The 15,859-nt window shown below is 74.7% G+C and carries 12 protein-coding genes and 1 pseudogene; 10 read left to right on the top strand and 3 right to left on the bottom strand.

Annotated features, from left to right (window positions below; genetic code table 11):
• Nucleotides 1–139: 139 nt before the first annotated feature.
• Nucleotides 140–886: a polyphosphate--glucose phosphotransferase gene (ppgK, locus tag ACZ3YO_RS09665; RefSeq protein WP_465567038.1), complete on the top strand. Its 747-nt coding sequence runs from the start codon at nucleotides 140–142 to the stop codon at nucleotides 884–886.
• Between the two features lie 165 nt (nucleotides 887–1,051).
• Here the strand turns inward: ppgK and ACZ3YO_RS09660 are convergent, their stop codons facing one another.
• Complete coding sequence (locus ACZ3YO_RS09660) at nucleotides 1,052–1,759, bottom strand: DUF6542 domain-containing protein (protein ID WP_465567035.1); 708 nt, start codon at nucleotides 1,757–1,759, stop codon at nucleotides 1,052–1,054.
• A 115-nt stretch (nucleotides 1,760–1,874) separates the two neighbouring features.
• On the opposite strand from ACZ3YO_RS09660, the gene ACZ3YO_RS09655 reads away from it, so the two are divergent.
• The 4 genes from ACZ3YO_RS09655 (at nucleotide 1,875) to ACZ3YO_RS09640 (ending at nucleotide 5,632) form a co-directional block, all read left to right on the top strand.
• Nucleotides 1,875–2,267: a VOC family protein gene (locus ACZ3YO_RS09655; RefSeq protein WP_465567033.1), complete on the top strand. Its 393-nt coding sequence runs from the start codon at nucleotides 1,875–1,877 to the stop codon at nucleotides 2,265–2,267.
• 75 nt (nucleotides 2,268–2,342) lie between these two features.
• Nucleotides 2,343–3,416 (top strand): redox-regulated ATPase YchF, encoded by a 1,074-nt coding sequence (gene ychF / locus ACZ3YO_RS09650; RefSeq protein ID WP_396320643.1) that lies wholly within the window; start codon nucleotides 2,343–2,345, stop codon nucleotides 3,414–3,416.
• A 189-nt stretch (nucleotides 3,417–3,605) separates the two neighbouring features.
• Complete coding sequence (locus tag ACZ3YO_RS09645; RefSeq protein WP_465567228.1) at nucleotides 3,606–4,079, top strand: SCO7613 C-terminal domain-containing membrane protein; 474 nt, start codon at nucleotides 3,606–3,608, stop codon at nucleotides 4,077–4,079.
• Between the two features lie 236 nt (nucleotides 4,080–4,315).
• Complete coding sequence (locus ACZ3YO_RS09640; RefSeq protein WP_465567030.1) at nucleotides 4,316–5,632, top strand: M20 metallopeptidase family protein; 1,317 nt, start codon at nucleotides 4,316–4,318, stop codon at nucleotides 5,630–5,632.
• A gap of 46 nt (nucleotides 5,633–5,678) precedes the next feature.
• On the opposite strand, the gene ACZ3YO_RS09635 is transcribed toward ACZ3YO_RS09640, so the two are convergent.
• Both ACZ3YO_RS09635 and ACZ3YO_RS09630 read right to left on the bottom strand, forming a co-directional pair.
• Complete coding sequence (locus ACZ3YO_RS09635) at nucleotides 5,679–6,353, bottom strand: HAD-IA family hydrolase (RefSeq protein ID WP_465567027.1); 675 nt, start codon at nucleotides 6,351–6,353, stop codon at nucleotides 5,679–5,681.
• Nucleotides 6,354–6,418: 65 nt separating this feature from the next.
• A pseudogene (locus tag ACZ3YO_RS09630) lies at nucleotides 6,419–7,554 on the bottom strand (dihydrofolate reductase family protein).
• A gap of 171 nt (nucleotides 7,555–7,725) precedes the next feature.
• On the opposite strand from ACZ3YO_RS09630, the gene ACZ3YO_RS09625 reads away from it, so the two are divergent.
• From ACZ3YO_RS09625 to ACZ3YO_RS09605, 5 genes are all read left to right on the top strand, one after another.
• Complete coding sequence (locus ACZ3YO_RS09625; RefSeq protein WP_465567024.1) at nucleotides 7,726–9,108, top strand: hypothetical protein; 1,383 nt, start codon at nucleotides 7,726–7,728, stop codon at nucleotides 9,106–9,108.
• 154 nt (nucleotides 9,109–9,262) lie between these two features.
• The gene (locus ACZ3YO_RS09620) at nucleotides 9,263–10,078 is read left to right on the top strand and encodes a methyltransferase domain-containing protein (protein ID WP_465567021.1); all 816 of its coding nucleotides are present in this window, start codon (nucleotides 9,263–9,265) and stop codon (nucleotides 10,076–10,078) included.
• A 374-nt stretch (nucleotides 10,079–10,452) separates the two neighbouring features.
• A complete protein-coding gene (locus ACZ3YO_RS09615) occupies nucleotides 10,453–11,829 on the top strand; it encodes a DUF4190 domain-containing protein (protein WP_465567019.1) in 1,377 nt (458 codons plus the stop codon).
• A 270-nt stretch (nucleotides 11,830–12,099) separates the two neighbouring features.
• Nucleotides 12,100–12,684 carry an NUDIX domain-containing protein gene (locus ACZ3YO_RS09610; protein WP_465567016.1) on the top strand — a complete coding sequence of 195 codons (585 nt, stop codon included), beginning with the start codon at nucleotides 12,100–12,102 and terminating at the stop codon, nucleotides 12,682–12,684.
• Between the two features lie 398 nt (nucleotides 12,685–13,082).
• Complete coding sequence (locus tag ACZ3YO_RS09605; protein WP_465567013.1) at nucleotides 13,083–15,752, top strand: SpoIIE family protein phosphatase; 2,670 nt, start codon at nucleotides 13,083–13,085, stop codon at nucleotides 15,750–15,752.
• Nucleotides 15,753–15,859 lie beyond the last annotated feature (107 nt).

The following is a 15,859-nucleotide window of genomic DNA, read 5'->3' as shown; positions in this document are numbered from 1 at the left end:
CGGGTTTTCTGCTGTGCGCGGCCGGGTGTGCTCTCGTAGTTTTGTGCCCAGGTGTGCACAGGCCTGTGGACAACGCCGACCGTGGCGCCCGGCCCGGCCCGTGCGCGACGGTCTCGGGTTACGGCGGAGGGCGGTCGTCATGACGGCGGTATTCGGTGTGGACATCGGCGGTTCGGGCATCAAGGGCGCCCCCGTCGACCTCGGCCGGGGCGTGCTCGCCCAGGAGCGGCACAAGGTCCTCACCCCGCAGCCCTCCGCCCCGGAGGCCGTGGTCGCCGCCGTCCGCGAGGTGGTCCGACACTTCGGCCACCGGGGCCCGGTCGGGCTGACCTTCCCCGGAGTGGTGGTGAACGGCCAGACCAGAACCGCGGCCAACGTCGACAAGGGCTGGATCGGCCTCGACGCCGAGGGGCTCTTCCGCGAGGCGCTCGACCTGCCGGCCACCGTCCTCAACGACGCCGACGCCGCCGGTTTCGCCGAGCTCAGCCACGGCGCCGGGCGCGGTCAGGCGGGCGTGGTGCTGGTCCTCACCTTCGGCACCGGTATCGGCAGCGCCCTCTTCGTGGACGGCACCCTGGTGCCCAACACCGAGCTTGGCCACCTGGAACTGCGCGGCAAGGACGCCGAGCGGCGCGCCTCATCGGCGGCCAAGGAGCGGCACGGGCTGACGTGGGAGCAGTGGGCGGGCCGGGTCGACGAGTACCTCGACCTGGTGGAGATGCTGTTCTCACCGCAGCTGATCGTGATCGGCGGCGGGGTGAGCCGCAAGCACGAGAAGTTCCTGCCGTTGCTGCGCGGGCGCGAGGCCCGGATCGTCCCGGCGGAGCTGCGCAACGACGCCGGGATCGTCGGGGCGGCCATGGCGGCGGCCCGCGCGTCCGCCTGACCCGGTTGCCGGGGTCCTCGCGCGGAGCCGGTCCTGCGTGAGGGCCGGTGCTGTGCGCAGAGGGTGGCTGTGGTGCGGCGAGGGTGGCTGCGGTGCGGCGAGCGCTGGTGCCGGGCGCCGCGTGCCGGTGCCGTGCGCCGAGGGGGTGGCCGGGTGGCCACCCCCTCAGCGCACCCGGTGGAGCCGCCGCTGCGCCATGAACCGGGCGAGGACGATCACCGCCGCCAGACCGGTGCCGGAGAAGAGCCAGCCGGCCCGCAGCGCCAGGCCCGTCGCCAGCGCCACCACCTGCGCGGTCACCCCCGAGGAGGCGACCGGGCCGAGCAGCAGCAGCGAGACGGCGAAGGCGATCGGCCCGCTGATCGGCGCGGCCAGCAGGTCGGCGAAGCGCACCCGGACGGCCAGCTGGAAGCAGACCACCAGGTAGCCGATGCCGAACAGCACCCCGAGCCCGCCGAAGACCAGCCGGTCCAGGCCGGCCACCGCGACGGTCGCGACCAGCGCGGCCACGCCGGTGCCGACCGCGGTCAGCCGGGTCGGCCGCCCGGTGCGCCGGCGCCCGTAGAGGCGGCCGTTCGGGCGGCCGCCACCGCGTTCGCCGGTGCGTTCGGAGGTCTGCCCGTCCGCGCGCTCGCCGGTCCGTTCCCCGGGGCGCGTGCCGAACGGCAGACGCAGCCGGGGCCGGGCGCCACCGGGGCGGACCCGGTCGGGCGCGCCGGCCACGGGGCGTAGCCGGGAGGTGGGGGAGGCGGCGGCCCCGGCCGGCTCGGCGGTCTCGGGGGCCCGCCCGGGCCCGGGGACGGCGGCCCCGGCCGCGCCGTTCGGCGGACGGCGTCTGGGCCCTGGCGGCTGGGTTCGGATGCTCTGCTCCACCCACCCAACGTACGGTCCGATCATCGCCACACTGTGTAATGGGCGTCGGGACCTTGCTCCGTGTCTTCGAACGGAGTACTGATGTGATCGTCGCTCAACTCCACCGGGGGGACGTATGACCAGCGAGTTCGCCTTCGAACGGCTGCACCACGTGCAGCTGGACATCCCGGCCGGCGCGGAGGACGAGTGCCGGGCCTTCTGGCACGGCGTGCTCGGCATGACCGAGCTGGCCAAGCCTCCGGTGCTGGCCGCGCGCGGCGGCTGCTGGTTCCGGGGCGGCGGGGTCGAGGTGCACCTGGGGGTGGTGCCGGAGTTCCGGCCGGCCCGCAAGGGACACCCGGGCATCCAGGTGCGGGCGCTGGACGCGCTCGCCGAGCGGCTGGCCGCACATGGTCATGAGGTCGTCTGGGACGACAACCTGCCCGGGCACCGCCGCTTCCACTCCAGCGACCGCCTCGGCAACCGCCTGGAGTTCCTGGAGCCGCTGCCGGCGGCTGCCGACGCCTGATTCGCTGCCCGTAGACTGGGGGATCGGCCCGCACGGTGCCGACCCAACTCCTCCAAGCCCACGGGACTGCGCTTCATGTCGCTCACGATCGGAATCGTCGGCCTGCCGAACGTCGGCAAGTCGACCCTGTTCAACGCCCTGACCAAGAACGACGTGCTGGCGGCCAACTACCCGTTCGCCACCATCGAGCCGAACGTCGGCGTCGTCGGCGTCCCCGACGCCCGACTGGCCAAGCTCGCCGAGATCTTCGGCTCGCAGCGGATCCTCCCGGCGACCGTGGACTTCGTGGACATCGCCGGCATCGTGCGCGGCGCCTCGGTCGGTGAGGGCCTGGGCAACAAGTTCCTGGCGAACATCCGTGAGTCGGACGCGATCTGCCAGGTCATCCGGGCCTTCGTCGACCCGGACGTGGTGCACGTCGACGGCAAGGTCTCGCCGAAGGACGACATCGAGACCATCAACACCGAGCTGATCCTCGCCGACCTCCAGTCGATCGAGAAGGTGCTGCCCCGGCTCCAGAAGGAGGCCCGCCTGAAGAAGGAGTCGGCCGCCACGCTGGCCGCCGCCGAGGCCGCCCAGAAGATCCTGGAGACCGGCAAGACCCTCTTCGAGGCGGGCTTCGACGCCTCCTCGGTGCGCGAGCTGCACCTGCTCACCACCAAGCCCTTCCTCTACGTCTTCAACGTCGACGAGGACGAGCTGGTCGACGAGGAGTTCAAGGAGGCCCAGCGCGCCCTGGTCGCCCCCGCCGAGGCGATCTTCCTGAACGCCAAGATCGAGTCCGAGCTGATCGGCATGGACGAGGACGAGGCACTGGAGCTCCTCCAGTCCATGGGCCAGGAGGAGACCGGCATGGCCACCCTCGGCCGGGTCGGCTACGAGACCCTCGGCCTGCAGAGCTACCTCACCGCCGGTCCCAAGGAAACCCGCGCCTGGACCATCAAGAAGGGCGCCACCGCCCCCGAGGCCGCCGGTGTGATCCACACCGACTTCCAGAAGGGCTTCATCAAGGCCGAGGTCATCTCCTTCGACGACCTGGTCGAGACCGGCTCCATCGCCGAGGCCCGCTCCAAGGGCAAGGCCCGCATCGAGGGCAAGGACTACGTCATGCAGGATGGCGACGTGGTGGAGTTCCGCTTCAACGTCTGAGCGGATGAAATGACACCACGTCGCTGACGTGGCAAACGCGCAGGTCAGAAGGGGTCGGGCTCAGTCGAGTCCGACCTCTTCGTCGTCACCGTGCTGGACGGGTGCTGGATGTTCTGACGTGCGGCCGGCGGCAATCAGGTCTCGTAGACAGTGGACCGGTGTCCCACGTGAACGACCCAGACCACCCGGCTGCGGCTGGCGCTCTGGGTCGTGCGGGCGCCGGAGGCCTACAGCCTGTCGGTGTCGGCGGCCGCGCTGGTGCTCGGCGTCCTCCGGCGGCGGTGTGATGCGGAGGCCGGTTCCTGGGCGGCGTACGGTCAGGGGCTGGTGCTCGGGCTGGTGCTCGGGCTGGCGCCCAGGGTGGTCGCGGTGTGGGCCGACGGGCACTGGCTGCGTCCGCTGCTGCTGGGTGCCGCCGCGGCGGTGGTGACCGTGCTGGGGGTCAGGTACCGGTTGCTGGGCCCGCTGCTGCTGGGTGGTGCGGCGCTGCTGCTGGTCGGCGTGCACGAGCTGGCGCCGACCGTCGTCCAGGGGCTGGGCCTGCTGCCGCGCTGGGTGCCGCTGGCCGTCGTGGGGCTGCTGCTGCTCGCCCTGGGGGCGACGTACGGGCAGCGGCTGCGGGATGCCCGCCGCCTGGGGGCGAGGCTCGGCCGGCTGGGCTGACGGGCCGGGTGCCGGGGGAGGGTCAAAGTGGAACACTGTCTCTCACTTTGCCTCCACCGCAGGCGAGTTGACCATTTCATGTGATCATTTGAGTGGCTGCTGACCGGCATCTCGGGGGCGGGCGTCCGGCCGTGACCGCACCGGCGTCGTCACCCCGGGCGGGTTGCCGTCCGTGCCCTCACCGCTCGTCGTCACGACGCGCGGGCAGCTACTCCGCACGATCACAGGGGGAAGTCATGACTCGTTCGAACAAGCCTGCCCTGAGCCGCCGCACGTTGCTGGGCGGCACCGCGGCCGCCGGGGTCGGCGCCGTCCTGGCGTCCGGCACCGACGCCGTGGCGGACTCGGACCGCCGGCGCAACCCGATCGACCAGGCCGCGGTCGACGCCGTCGCCGCCCGGCTCGACGCCGACCTGATCGCACTGCGGCGCGAGTTGCACCGCAACCCCCAGACGTCGGGGGAGGAGAAGTTCGCCGCAGGGGCGGTGGCCGACCGGCTCCGGGCGGCGGGCCTGAGCGTCGAGTCGGTGGCCGGGACCGGGGTGGTCGCGGTGCTGAAGGGCGCGCGCCCGGGGCGGACGGTGGCCTACCGGGCCGACATGGACGCGGTGCCCGGGGACGGCATCACGCCCCCGCTCCGGGACCGCCCGGCGGCGCACGTCTGCGGCCACGACATCCACACCACGGTGGGGGTCGGCGTCGCCCAGGCGCTGGCGAGGCTCCAGCCGCGGCTGAGCGGCACGGTGGTCTTCCTCTTCCAGCCCGGCGAGGAGTCCCTGAAGGGCGCCCAGGCGATGATCGACGCCGGGGTGCTGGAGCGGAAGGGCGCCGAGGAGATCCACGCCCTGCACTGCGGGCCGTACCCGGTGGGGCAGTTCGCCGTGACGCCGGGCAGCGGGCTGCCGGGCCAGGACTGGGCCACGGTCACCCTGACCGGGCCGGACGCGGTCGCCGCGGCGGGCCGGCTGAAGGCCGAGATCGGCGGGCTCTCCACGGTGGCCCCGCCGCCGCTGCCGCCGGCTTCGTCGGACGCCTATCTGGAGCAGATGGTCGCGGACGTGCAGACGCCGGACGGGCCGCTGGCCCGGTTCGTGGTGATCCGCGGCAGGGCGGCGGACAAGCCGGACGCCGAGGGCCGGGTCGCGGTCGACGTGACGTTCCGCTGCTGGCCCGAGCAGCGCAACACCGAGATCCGGGAGGAGATCCGCCGGCTGGCGCAGCCGTACGGCGGGGCGGTGACCTTCCCCAAGCCGCCGTTCCCGGCCCTGGTCTGCCCCGCGGACGACGCCAACGCGCTGGCCCGGCACCTGCGCTGTGAGCTCGGCGCCGGCTCGGTGACGGTGAACCGTGCCGCGTTCCCGTTCAACGGGGAGGACTACGCACTGTTCCTGGACCGCGTCCCGGGCACCTACACGTTCCTCGGGGTCCGCACTCCCGGCGCCGCGATCACGACCAGCTACCCGCACTACGAGACCTTCACGCCGGACGAGCGGGCCATCGGCGTCGGCGTCCGGGCGATGGCCGGCTGGCTCGCCACCCGCACCCGCCGGTAGGCGGTCGCGGGGCCGGCGCACCGGTGACGGCCCCGCGGTGGGGCCGTCAGGCGATGCGAACGGTCAGGGTGCCGTCGCCGGACGCCGTGACGGTCACGCCCTCCAGGGTGGCGGCGTGCGCGGTCGGGCGGTGGGCGGCGGCGCGTGGGCCGACGCCGACCACCGGGATGCCGGCGGCCCGGGCTGCGGCGATGCCGGCCTCGGAGTCCTCGAACGCGAGGCAGTCGGCGGGGGCGAAGCCGAGCGCGGCGGCGCCCTTGAGGAAGCCCTCCGGGTCGGGCTTGCTCGCGCCGACCGACTCGGCGGTGATCAGGACGGACGGGAGCGGCAGGCCGGCGGCGGCCATCCGGACCCGGGCGAGCGGCTGGTCGGCCGAGGTGACCAGGGCATGCGCGAGGCCGGCCAGGCCGGCGAGGAAGGCGGGCGCACCGGGGACCGGGACGACGCCCTCGGTGTCGGCCTTCTCCTCGGCGAGCATGCGCCGGTTGTCGGCGAGGTTGACGGCGGCCGGGCGCTCGGGCAGCAGGACGGCCATGGTCGCGTGACCCTGGCGGCCGTGGGCGATCCGGAGCACCTCGTCCGGGTCGAGGTCGTGCTCCTGGGCCCAGCGGCGCCAGCAGCGTTCGACGACGGCGTCGGAGTTGACCAGGGTGCCGTCCATGTCCAGCAGGAGGGCGCGGGTGGTCAGCACGATGGGGGCGACGGTGGCGGCGGCGGGCATGGGGCGGCTCCTCGCGGGCGGGGCCCAGAGAGTGCGAGTCAATTGTTCAATCCAGATACAAAATATCAGCCCAGCAGGTGGGCGTTGACCGCGCGGGCCTCCTCGGCCAGCTCCGGCAGCTCCACCACCTCGACCCCGGCCGCCTCCAGCAGCGCCGTCCCCTGGGTCTCGGCGACGAAGGTGTCCGGCTCGCTCCAGGCGACCACCACCCGCGGGACGCCCGCCGCCAGCAGCAGCCGCGCGCAGGGGTGCGGCCGGGAGGCGCGCTGTCCGCAGGGCTCCAGGGAGCTGTAGACGGTCGCGCCGCGCAGTCGCGGGTCGCCGGCCGGGAGCTTGGCCAGGGCCGCCTCCTCGGCGTGATCGTGCGGGTCGGACTCCCGGCTCCAGCCCTCGGCCAGCACCTCGCCGTCCGCGCCGACGATCACCGCGCCGACCGAGAACGCGGTCTCGGAGGGCGGGCAGCGGCGGGAGAGCTCGACGGCCCGCCGCAGGAACCGGAGGTCGGTCGGGTCGGTGGTCACGGGGCGGGCTCCTTCGGGGCGTACCTGAGCAGGACGACGTCGCCCACCGTACGTGCCTCCAGCAGCCGCATCCGGCGGGCCGGGCCACCGGGGAACGCGGCGGGGTGGACGAAGCGGGGCGCGTCCGCCTGTCCGACCAGCAGCGGGGCGACGGCCAGCTGGAGCTCGTCGGCCAGGCCCTGCGCCAGGAACTGGGTGTGCACGCTGCCACCGCCCTCGACCATCAGCCGGCGCACCCCGCGGGCGCCGAGGTCGTCCAGCACCGCGCCCAGCGCGACCGCGCCGCCCAGCGCCACCACCTCGGCCAGGCCGTCCAGTTCCGGGCGCAGCACCGCGGCGCCCGCGTCGGTGGTGTAGGCGAGGCGGTCGCCACCGGTGTGCCAGAAGCGCAGCGACCGGTCGAGCCCGCCGCTCGCGCTGAGGGTGACCTTCAGCGGGTACTCGGGCCGGCCGGCGGCGAGCCGGGCGGCCCGCCGGGCGGGGTCGTTGACCAGCAGCCGGGGGTTGTCCGCGCGCAGCGTGTTGCCGCCCACCAGGATCGCGTCACTGGCGGCGCGCTCCTCGTCCACCCGGTCGAAGTCGGCCGGATTGGAGAGCAGCAGCCGCTCGGGGGAGGTGTCGTCGAGATGCCCGTCGAGCGACATCGCGGCGCTCAGCAGGACGAAGGGGCGGCCGGGCATGGGGGGAGACCGTTCTCTCGGGGGCCCGTCCACCGTACGGCCCGGGCACGGCCGGTGGTCCGTCGAGGGCTGCTGTTCGTCCGGCGGCCCGCTGCCGGAGGGGCGGCGTTCGCCGAGGGGCTCCACCCTGGTCCGGACCTCGCACCGCCCCCACGTCGAAGGGCTGTCCCCGTGTCCCGTCTCTCCCGCGGCCTGCTGCCGCTGGCCGTCGCCGTCGCCGCACTGCCGGTGCTCGCGCTGCCCGCCGGTTCCGCCGCCGCCGTGACGTACGGAACCCCCACGATCACCCTCTCGGCCGGCTACCTCTCCGGCGCGGTCGGCGCCACCGGCGACCCGACGGTCACCGTCACCGTCGCGCAGAGCGGAGCGTCCGCCTCCGCGCTGTCGGTGGCCGCCTCGGCGAGCAGCCGCAGCTCGGTCGCCCGCACCGGCGACGTCACCGTCACGGGCACCACCGGCACCCGCACCCTCGCGGTCGCCGCGCAGGGCGTCGGCTACACCGACCTGACCGTCAAGGTCACCGGCCTCGGCGGCAAGACCGCGACGAAGACGCTGCACTACGCGGCCTCGCCCGCGGTCCAGTTCTCCGCCGCGAGCCGGTACCTGACCGGCTCCAGCGACGCCTCGGCGGCGGTGGACGCGGGCGGCGGCTACGTCGTGGTGGCCGACGACGAGTCCAACGTGCTGCGGCTGTACGACCGCAACGCCTCGGGCGCGCCCGTCCGCACCTGGGACTTCAGCTCGGCACTCGGCGTCTCCAAGGAGATCGACATCGAGGGCGCCACGCGGGTCGGCAACACCGTCTACTGGACCGGCTCGCTGGGCAACAACAAGGACGGCGAGATCAAGGCCGACCGGCGCACCGTCTTCGCCACCACCGTCACCGGCTCGGGCGCGGGCACGCAGCTCACCCTGGCGGGCAAGTACACCGGCCTGCGCGATGACCTGATCGGCTGGGACCGCGCCAACGGCAACCGCTACGGCTTCGCGGCGGGCGCGGCGGCCGGCCAGGCGCCCAAGCAGATCGACGGATTCAACGTCGAGGGCCTGGAGTTCGCCCCGGGCAGCTCCACCACCGCGTACGTGGGCTTCCGTGCGCCGCTCGCCCCGGCGGTCACCGGGGGCCGGGCGCTGATCGTGCCGGTCACCAACTTCTCCTCCCTGCCCGGCGGTTCGGCGCACGCCACGTTCGGCACCCCGATCGAGCTGGACCTCGGCGGGCTCTCCGTCCGCGACCTGCGGCGCAACGCGCTCGGCCAGTACCTGATCGTGGCGGGCTCCTGGGCGGCGGACGACAACTCCGACCCGTACGCGCTCTACCGCTGGGACGGGCAGCCCGGTTCGCAGCCGGTCAAGGTGCTGGACCTGCCGACCGCCGACGCGGGCGGCTGGGAGGCCGTGCCGGACTTCCCGGACCTCACCGCCCCCGGCGCCCGGGTGCAGCTGATCACTGACGACGGCTCCGCCGACCTGTACGGCGACGGCACCGAGGCCAAGGACCTCACCCACCCGGAGTGGAAGAAGTCCCGCAGCACCTGGTTCACCCTCAACTAGGCGTACCGGCAGGGCGAGAGCCTCCGACCGCAGGCCGGCCGGGGGCTCTCGTGCATCCTAGGGTGACCGTCATATGAGACGAATCTTCTCGTCATGCGGGACGGGTAGTAGCGTCGGAGGCGTCGGAGAACCGAGATCTTCTCAGGGGGACGTCATGACCGGACCGCAGCCCGCCGCCTACACGCACGGCCACCAGGAGTCCGTGCTGCGCTCGCACCGCTCCCGTTCCGCCGCCGACTCGGCCGCCTACCTGGTACCCCACCTGCGGCCCGGTCAGGCCGTGCTGGACGTCGGCTGCGGTCCGGGCACGATCACCGCCGACCTGGCCGAACTGGTCGGCCCCGCCGGGCGGGTGGTGGCCGTGGACACCTCGGCCGAGGTGCTGGAGGCGGCGGCCCGGCACGTCGCCGGGCGGGGTCTGTCCAACGTGCGGTTCGAGGTCGCCGACGTGCACGGACTGCCGTACGCGGAGGGGAAGTTCGACGTGGTGCACGCCCACCAGGTGCTGCAGCACGTGACCGACCCGGTGGCCGCGCTGCGGGAGATGCGCCGGGTGACCGCGGAGGGCGGCCTGGTCGCGGCCCGGGACGTCGACTACGAGAGCATGACCTGGTACCCGCAGGTGCCCGAACTGGACCGCTGGCTGGAGCTGTACCGGCGGATCGCCCGGAGCAACGGCGGCGAGCCGGATGCCGGGCGGCGGCTGCTGTACTGGGCCCGGGCGGCGGGCTTCGCCGAGGTCACCGCCTCGTCCAGCACCTGGACCTTCGCGTCGCCGGAGCGGCGGGAGTGGTGGGGCGGCATGTGGGCCGACCGGACGGTGGCCTCCAGCACGGCCGGGACGGCGGTGGCCGAGGGGTTCGCGGACCGGGCGGAGCTGGAGCGGATCGCGGCCGGCTGGCGGGGGTGGGCGACGGCCGAGGACGGCTGGTTCGCGATGCTGCACGGGGAGGTGCTGGCGCGCGGGTAGCCGGGCCGGGCGGCCAGGGAAAAGGGCGGGAAGGCGTTCGGCAAGATCGGGTAAAGTCGCGCGTCCGTTCCCATCGCAGGGGTGTGCTCCGCCGGCGGAACGTTCGAGTCGAACTGCCGAGCTGATGCCCGTGACCGCCGGGCGGGGGAGTCCACGTGTCCAAGCCCGATCCCGACGCTCCCGTCCCTGTGCCGGACGTTCCCGTGGAGGACGTTCCCGTGGAGGCCGATCCCGACGCTCCCGTCCCTGTGCCGGACGTCCCTGCGCCTTCCGTTCCCGCGCCGGACGCTCCCGCGGCCGAAGGCACGGGGCAGGACGTTGCAGCGGCTCCTGCCGATCCTCCCCAGCCCGTTCCGGCGACGGACGCCCCCGCCATGGACGCCCCCGCCGCGGATGCTCCGGCGCCGGCCGACCGGGTGGAGCTGACCAAGCCGGGCACGGCGGACGCGGAACCCCCGGCCCCGGACGCACCCCTGGCGCCCACCGCACCCGGGGCCCCCACCGCCCCCACCGGATTCGCCGCGCCCGCGGACCCTTGGGCCGCCCCCGCCTCCGCCATGGCAGTCGCCCCCGCCGGCGCCCCGCCGCCGCCGCCGTTCCCGGGCCCGCCGCCGGCCGCCTCCGGCTGGGCCGCCGTCCCGCCCGGCTCGATGTCCGGCTTCCAGCCCGGCTACGCCTACCCGCAGGCCCCCGGGGCCACCAACGGCTTCGCCGTCGCCGCGCTGGTCACCGGCCTGTTCTGCATGTGGCCGATCGCGCTCGTCCTCGGCATCGTCGCGCTGGTCCAGATCCCCAAGCGAAACGAGCGCGGCCGCGGCATGGCCGTGGCCGGCGTGATCTTCGGCGTCCTCGGGGTGCTGGCCACCCTGCTCGCCTTCCTGGGGGTGCTGGCCGCCGGCGTCGACGCGTCCGACCGCGCCGACCGCCCGGCCCGCGCCCCGAAGGCCCCGCCGGGGTCCGTGCTCTGGTCCTCGCTCAAGGCCGGAGACTGCTACAACCCGCCCGGGAACGCCGCCGGCTCGGCCCCCGAGGACAGGGACCAGACGGTCTTCTGGGTGCTGAAGGTGCCCTGTGCGGTTCCGCACCACGGCGAGGTGGCCGGCACCGCCCGGATCCCGGACGGCGACGGCCCGGCCTATCCGGGCGAGACCCGCGTCCGCGACCTCGCCGCCGACCTCTGCGGCCCGGTGCTCGACGACTACGCCCTCGACTACTGGGCCGTGCCGGACGGCATGGAAGAGGTCTACCTCTACCCCAGCCGCGGCAACTGGAAGTCCGGCGAGCACGACGTCACCTGCACCTACGAGGACCGTTACGCCCAGCACCGCGGCAGCGTCCGGACCGACCGCGCCGGCCTGAGCCCGGCCCAGCTCGCCTACCTGGAGGCCGCCCGCGCCTTCAACGCCGCGTACTGGAACGAGCCGGACGGCGAGGTCGCCGGGTCGCGCTCCGAGTACCTGGCGTGGGCCCGGCAGATGGCGGACGCCTCCCGCAAGGAGGCCGACGAGCTCTCCAAGCGTTCGACGGCCTGGCCGGAGGGCGCCAAGGCGAAGGTGGCCGAGTTGGCCGCCGCCCAGCGGGAGGCCGCCACCACCTGGGACACCGCGGCCAAGACGGCCGACGGAGCCGCGCTCGAACGCGAGGTGCGGCGGGCGAAGGCGGTGGTGACCAAGTCGGCCAAGCTGACCTTGGACATCCGCCGCGAGCTGGGCCTGTCGACGGGCGAGCAGGTCGGCGACATCCAGGTCTGACCCCGCGCCGCTCGCGCCCCGCCCGGCCGGGAGTGCCGCCCACCGGTGGCCCCGACGTGCCGGAGCGGGCGGCTCTCACCGGCCGTGCTTCCTTACCCGCCGTTAACAGGGACCGTACCTGCCGGTAGCGGGCCGGGCGTAGCGTCCGGTGGACGCGGCCCCCGACCCGACCCCCACGCGGGCCGGGGCCGTTCCCGCGACGCGGGCCGGGGCCACTCCCTCGACCCGCGCTTGCGAGCGCCCCGGGGAGTACCCCCTACGCTCACCGGCATGGACACCTTTCGGGTGATGCGGCAGGACGACAACGGCAACCGCTTCCTGGTCGCCACGGGCCTGGACCGGGCCGAGGCGGAGCGGATGGCGGCGGAGTTCGAGGCGCGCGGTCACAAGCAGCTGTACTGGGTGGAGAGCGCGGGCCCGACGGGCGCAGGTCCTAAGGTCGGGGCCATGGAGAACCGGATCGTCGTCGGCGGCGCGCTCATCCACCGCGGCCGGGTGCTGGCCGCCCGCCGCAGCGCACCGGCCGAGGTGGCCGGGCGCTGGGAGTTCCCGGGCGGCAAGGCCGAGCCCGGCGAGACCGAGGTGCAGGCGCTGGAGCGGGAGCTGCTGGAGGAGCTGGGCGTCCGGGCGAGGGCCGTGGAGCGGCTGCCCGGTGCGTGGCTGGTCCGGCCGGGCCTGGAGCTGCACCTCTGGGTGGCCGAGCTGCTGGCGGGCGACCCGCGGCCGCTGGAGGACCACGACGAGCTGCGCTGGCTCGGCCCGGAGCAACTGGACGGCGTCGACTGGCTGGACCACGACCGGGCCGTCCTCCCGGACATCGTCCGGCTGCTCGAAGCGGCGCACACGGCCCCCTGACCGCGCACGGCCGCCCCCTGACCGCGCACGGCCCCCGGCCGCCGCCGCACGCCTGCCGCCCGACGCACGCCTGCCGCCCGTCGCCCGCCCGCCACACGCCGCCCGCCCGCCCACGCGAACGCCCGGACGGGAGCCCGAGCAGCCGGCGCCGCGACGCGCAATACGCCAGGTAGGTCAATCGGAAAAGCCGACCCGGAAGCCGGGATAGCCTGGGTTCTGCTGGGTATGTCACTTTTCGGCACTATTCGTCACCATCGGTGAGCCGCCCCAGCCGGCGCCGCCGATCCCGACCAGAGCCGGAGGCCCCGTCGGTGTCGAATACCGGTAACGGCGGCGGGGGAGCGCGGCGCACGGGCACCGGGGGGAGCGCAGCCGCGCGCGCCCGGCTGCGTCGTGGCGTGCGCCCAGCGCCGCCGCAGCCGCCGGTCGGCCGCCGCCGCGGCGGGGAGAACGCGGCCCCCGACGCCCCGCCGCCGGACCAGCCCGCGCCGTCCCTGGTGGTCGCCGACGCGTCCCCTCCGGCGGGAATCCGGAGCCGCCCCGGGCGGCCCTTCCCCGGCGGCCCCGGCGTGGAGCCGGGCGGCCCCGACGACCGCACCGAGGGCACCCTGCTCGACGTGGTCAAGGTAGCCATCGCGATCCTCGACACCGCCGGCCGGGTGGTCCTCTGGAGCCCGGCCGCCGAGGAACTGCTCGGCTGGCCGAACGAGCTGCTGGTGGGGCGCCGGATCGACGAGCTGATCCCGGACGAGGAGCAGGTCGCCCGGATCCGCGCGGCGATCCAGGACACCCTGCGGCACGGACGCTGGGCCGGCCCCGCCGAGCTGCGCGACCGCGACGGCGCCCCCGTCGCCCTGGATGCCCGGATCTCCCTGCTGGTGGATGGCGACGGCACCCCGTTCCTCCAGGTCAACCTGGCCGAGGCGGCCGCCGTCCGGGCCGTGGAGCGCGACCTCGCCGTCCGCGACGCGCTGTTCGAACAGTCCCCGTTGGGCATCGCCGTCCTCGACACCGAGCTGCGCTACACCGCCGTGAACCAGACCCTGGCCGCGATGAACGGCATGAGCACCGAGGACCACGTCGGCCGCACCACCGGCGAGACCCTGCCGGAGCGGGCCGCCGACGAGATCACCGCGATCCAGCGGCAGGTGCTGGCCACCGGCGAGCCGGTCATCGACGTCACCCTCGCCTCCCCCGTCACCGCCCGCTCCGGCTACCGCTCGATCTCCTACAGCCGGATGACCGACCGGGCCGGCCGGGTGCTCGGCATCTCCGGCACCGTGATGGACGTGACCGAGCGGTACCGGGCGGTGGCCAAGGTCGAGCACGCCCGGCGCCGGCTCTCGCTGCTCAACGAGTTCGGCTCCCGCGTCGGCGACCTGCTGGACGCCTCCCGGATCGCCCAGGAGCTGGCCGGCGCCGTCGTCCCCCGGCTCACCGACCACTCCGCGGTGATCCTGCTCCAGGCCGTCGCCCACGGCGACGACCTGCCCCGGCACGGCCACGACCGTCGCACCTCGCTGCTGCAGCTGGGCACCGCCTCCGTCCAGGACGGCCCCGAAGTGGAGGTGATGCTGCGCCGCGGCGCCCGGATCACCTTCGCGGAGGACTCCGCCTGCGGCCGGGTGCTGCGCACCGGCGTCCCGGAGCTGCTCTCCGGCGCCGACCAGCTGGACGACGTGACCTACCCCGGCGACCCGAAGATGCAGGCCGCCCACGACCTGGGCGTGCACTCGATGCTGGTGGTGCCGCTGCGTGCCCGCGGCATCGTGATCGGGCTGCTGCTGGTCAGCCGGGCCGGCTACCGCGAGGGCTTCGACCGCGACGACCTCGCCTTCACCGTCGAGCTGGCCGACCGGGCCGGCAGCTCGCTCGACAACGCCCGGCTCTACGCCCGCGAGCGCACCGCCGCGCTGACCCTGCAGCGCACCCTGCTGCCGCAGCAGGTCCCGCAGCCCACCGGCGTCGAGGTCGCCTACCGGTACGTGCCCGGCAGCAGCGGCACCGAGGTCGGCGGCGACTGGTTCGACGTCATCCCGCTGCCCGGGGACCGCACGGCGCTGGTGGTCGGCGACGTGATGGGCCACGGCCTGCGGGCCGCCGCCACGATGGGCCGGCTGCGCACCGCCGTCCGCGTCCTGGCCGCCCTCGACCTGCCGCCGGACGTGCTGCTGCGCCACGTCCACGAGCTGGCCGACGACCTCGCGCAGGGGCCGGACGAGGCGCTGCTGGCGACCTGCATCTACGCCGTGTTCGACCCGGCCACCGCCCGGCTGACGGTCGCCAAGGCCGGCCACATCCCGCCGGTGCTGATCGTGCCGGGGGAGGGGGCCGACGAGCCGACCCGGACCGGGGGTCCGCTGCCCGGTGGCGCCGGCCGGATTCTCGACCTGCCCTCGGGCGCCCCGCTCGGGGTCGGCGGCGTCCCGTTCGAGGCGGTCGAACTGAAGATTCCCGAGGGCAGCCTGCTCGCCCTCTGCACGGACGGCCTGGTGGAGTCCCGGGACAAGGACCTCGATGTCGGCCTCGGCCGGCTGATCACCGTCCTCCAGCAGCCCCAGGCCTCGATCCAGGCGGCCTGCGAAGCGGTGCTGGACACCATGGAGCAGGGCCGCGAGCCGGACGACGTGGCGCTGCTGCTGGCCCGTCTCGGCCACGGCCAGGCCGGCACCCCGACGGCCGGCTGGACGCTGCCCGCCGAACCGACCGCCGTCTCCCGGGCCCGCCGGCTGGTCCGCGCGACGCTCGCCGAGTGGAGCGTCGAGGAGCTGACCGACACCGCGGAGCTGCTGGTCAGCGAGCTGGTCACCAACTCCGTCCGCTATGCGAGCGCACCCATCGGCGTACGGTTGACGCTGGGCGAGACGCTGCTGGTCGAGATCTCCGACCCGCTGCCCGACCCGCCCCGCGAGCGCCACGCGGCCGAGGCCGACGAGGGCGGCCGGGGCCTGGAACTCGTCCGCCGGCTCGCGCTCCGCTGGGGCGCCCGGGCGGAGGGCATGGGCAAGGTCGTCTGGTTCGAGCAGCCGCTGCCGGGTAATGAGCCCGAGGAGCCGGGAGACGAGTAGGACGCGAGTAGAACGGGGCTGCATATGCCATCGGGACGCCGGGGGGAGCGCGTACTCCGGCAGGGGGCGCGAGCGTGGCATTGTGGTTGCGCGGGCGGTAGGACAAA

The sequence above is a fragment of the Kitasatospora sp. NPDC022785 genome (assembly GCF_055561295.1).
Note: the sequence above shows the minus strand (reverse complement) of the source record. Positions and strands in the feature narration are given on the sequence as shown.

What these genes read in the sequence shown, in the direction of transcription:
- ACZ3YO_RS09640 (WP_465567030.1), top strand. Translation starts at nt 4,316, where the DNA reads ATGACTCGTTCGAACAAGCCTGCCCTGAGCCGCCGCACGTTGCTGGGC.
- ppgK (WP_465567038.1), top strand. Translation starts at nt 140, where the DNA reads ATGACGGCGGTATTCGGTGTGGACATCGGCGGTTCGGGCATCAAGGGC.
- ACZ3YO_RS09615 (WP_465567019.1), top strand. Translation starts at nt 10,453, where the DNA reads ATGGACGCCCCCGCCGCGGATGCTCCGGCGCCGGCCGACCGGGTGGAG.
- ACZ3YO_RS09655 (WP_465567033.1), top strand. Translation starts at nt 1,875, where the DNA reads ATGACCAGCGAGTTCGCCTTCGAACGGCTGCACCACGTGCAGCTGGAC.
- ACZ3YO_RS09620 (WP_465567021.1), top strand. Translation starts at nt 9,263, where the DNA reads ATGACCGGACCGCAGCCCGCCGCCTACACGCACGGCCACCAGGAGTCC.
- ychF (WP_396320643.1), top strand. Translation starts at nt 2,343, where the DNA reads ATGTCGCTCACGATCGGAATCGTCGGCCTGCCGAACGTCGGCAAGTCG.
- ACZ3YO_RS09635 (WP_465567027.1), bottom strand. Translation starts at nt 6,353, where the DNA reads ATGCCCGCCGCCGCCACCGTCGCCCCCATCGTGCTGACCACCCGCGCC.
- ACZ3YO_RS09610 (WP_465567016.1), top strand. Translation starts at nt 12,100, where the DNA reads ATGGACACCTTTCGGGTGATGCGGCAGGACGACAACGGCAACCGCTTC.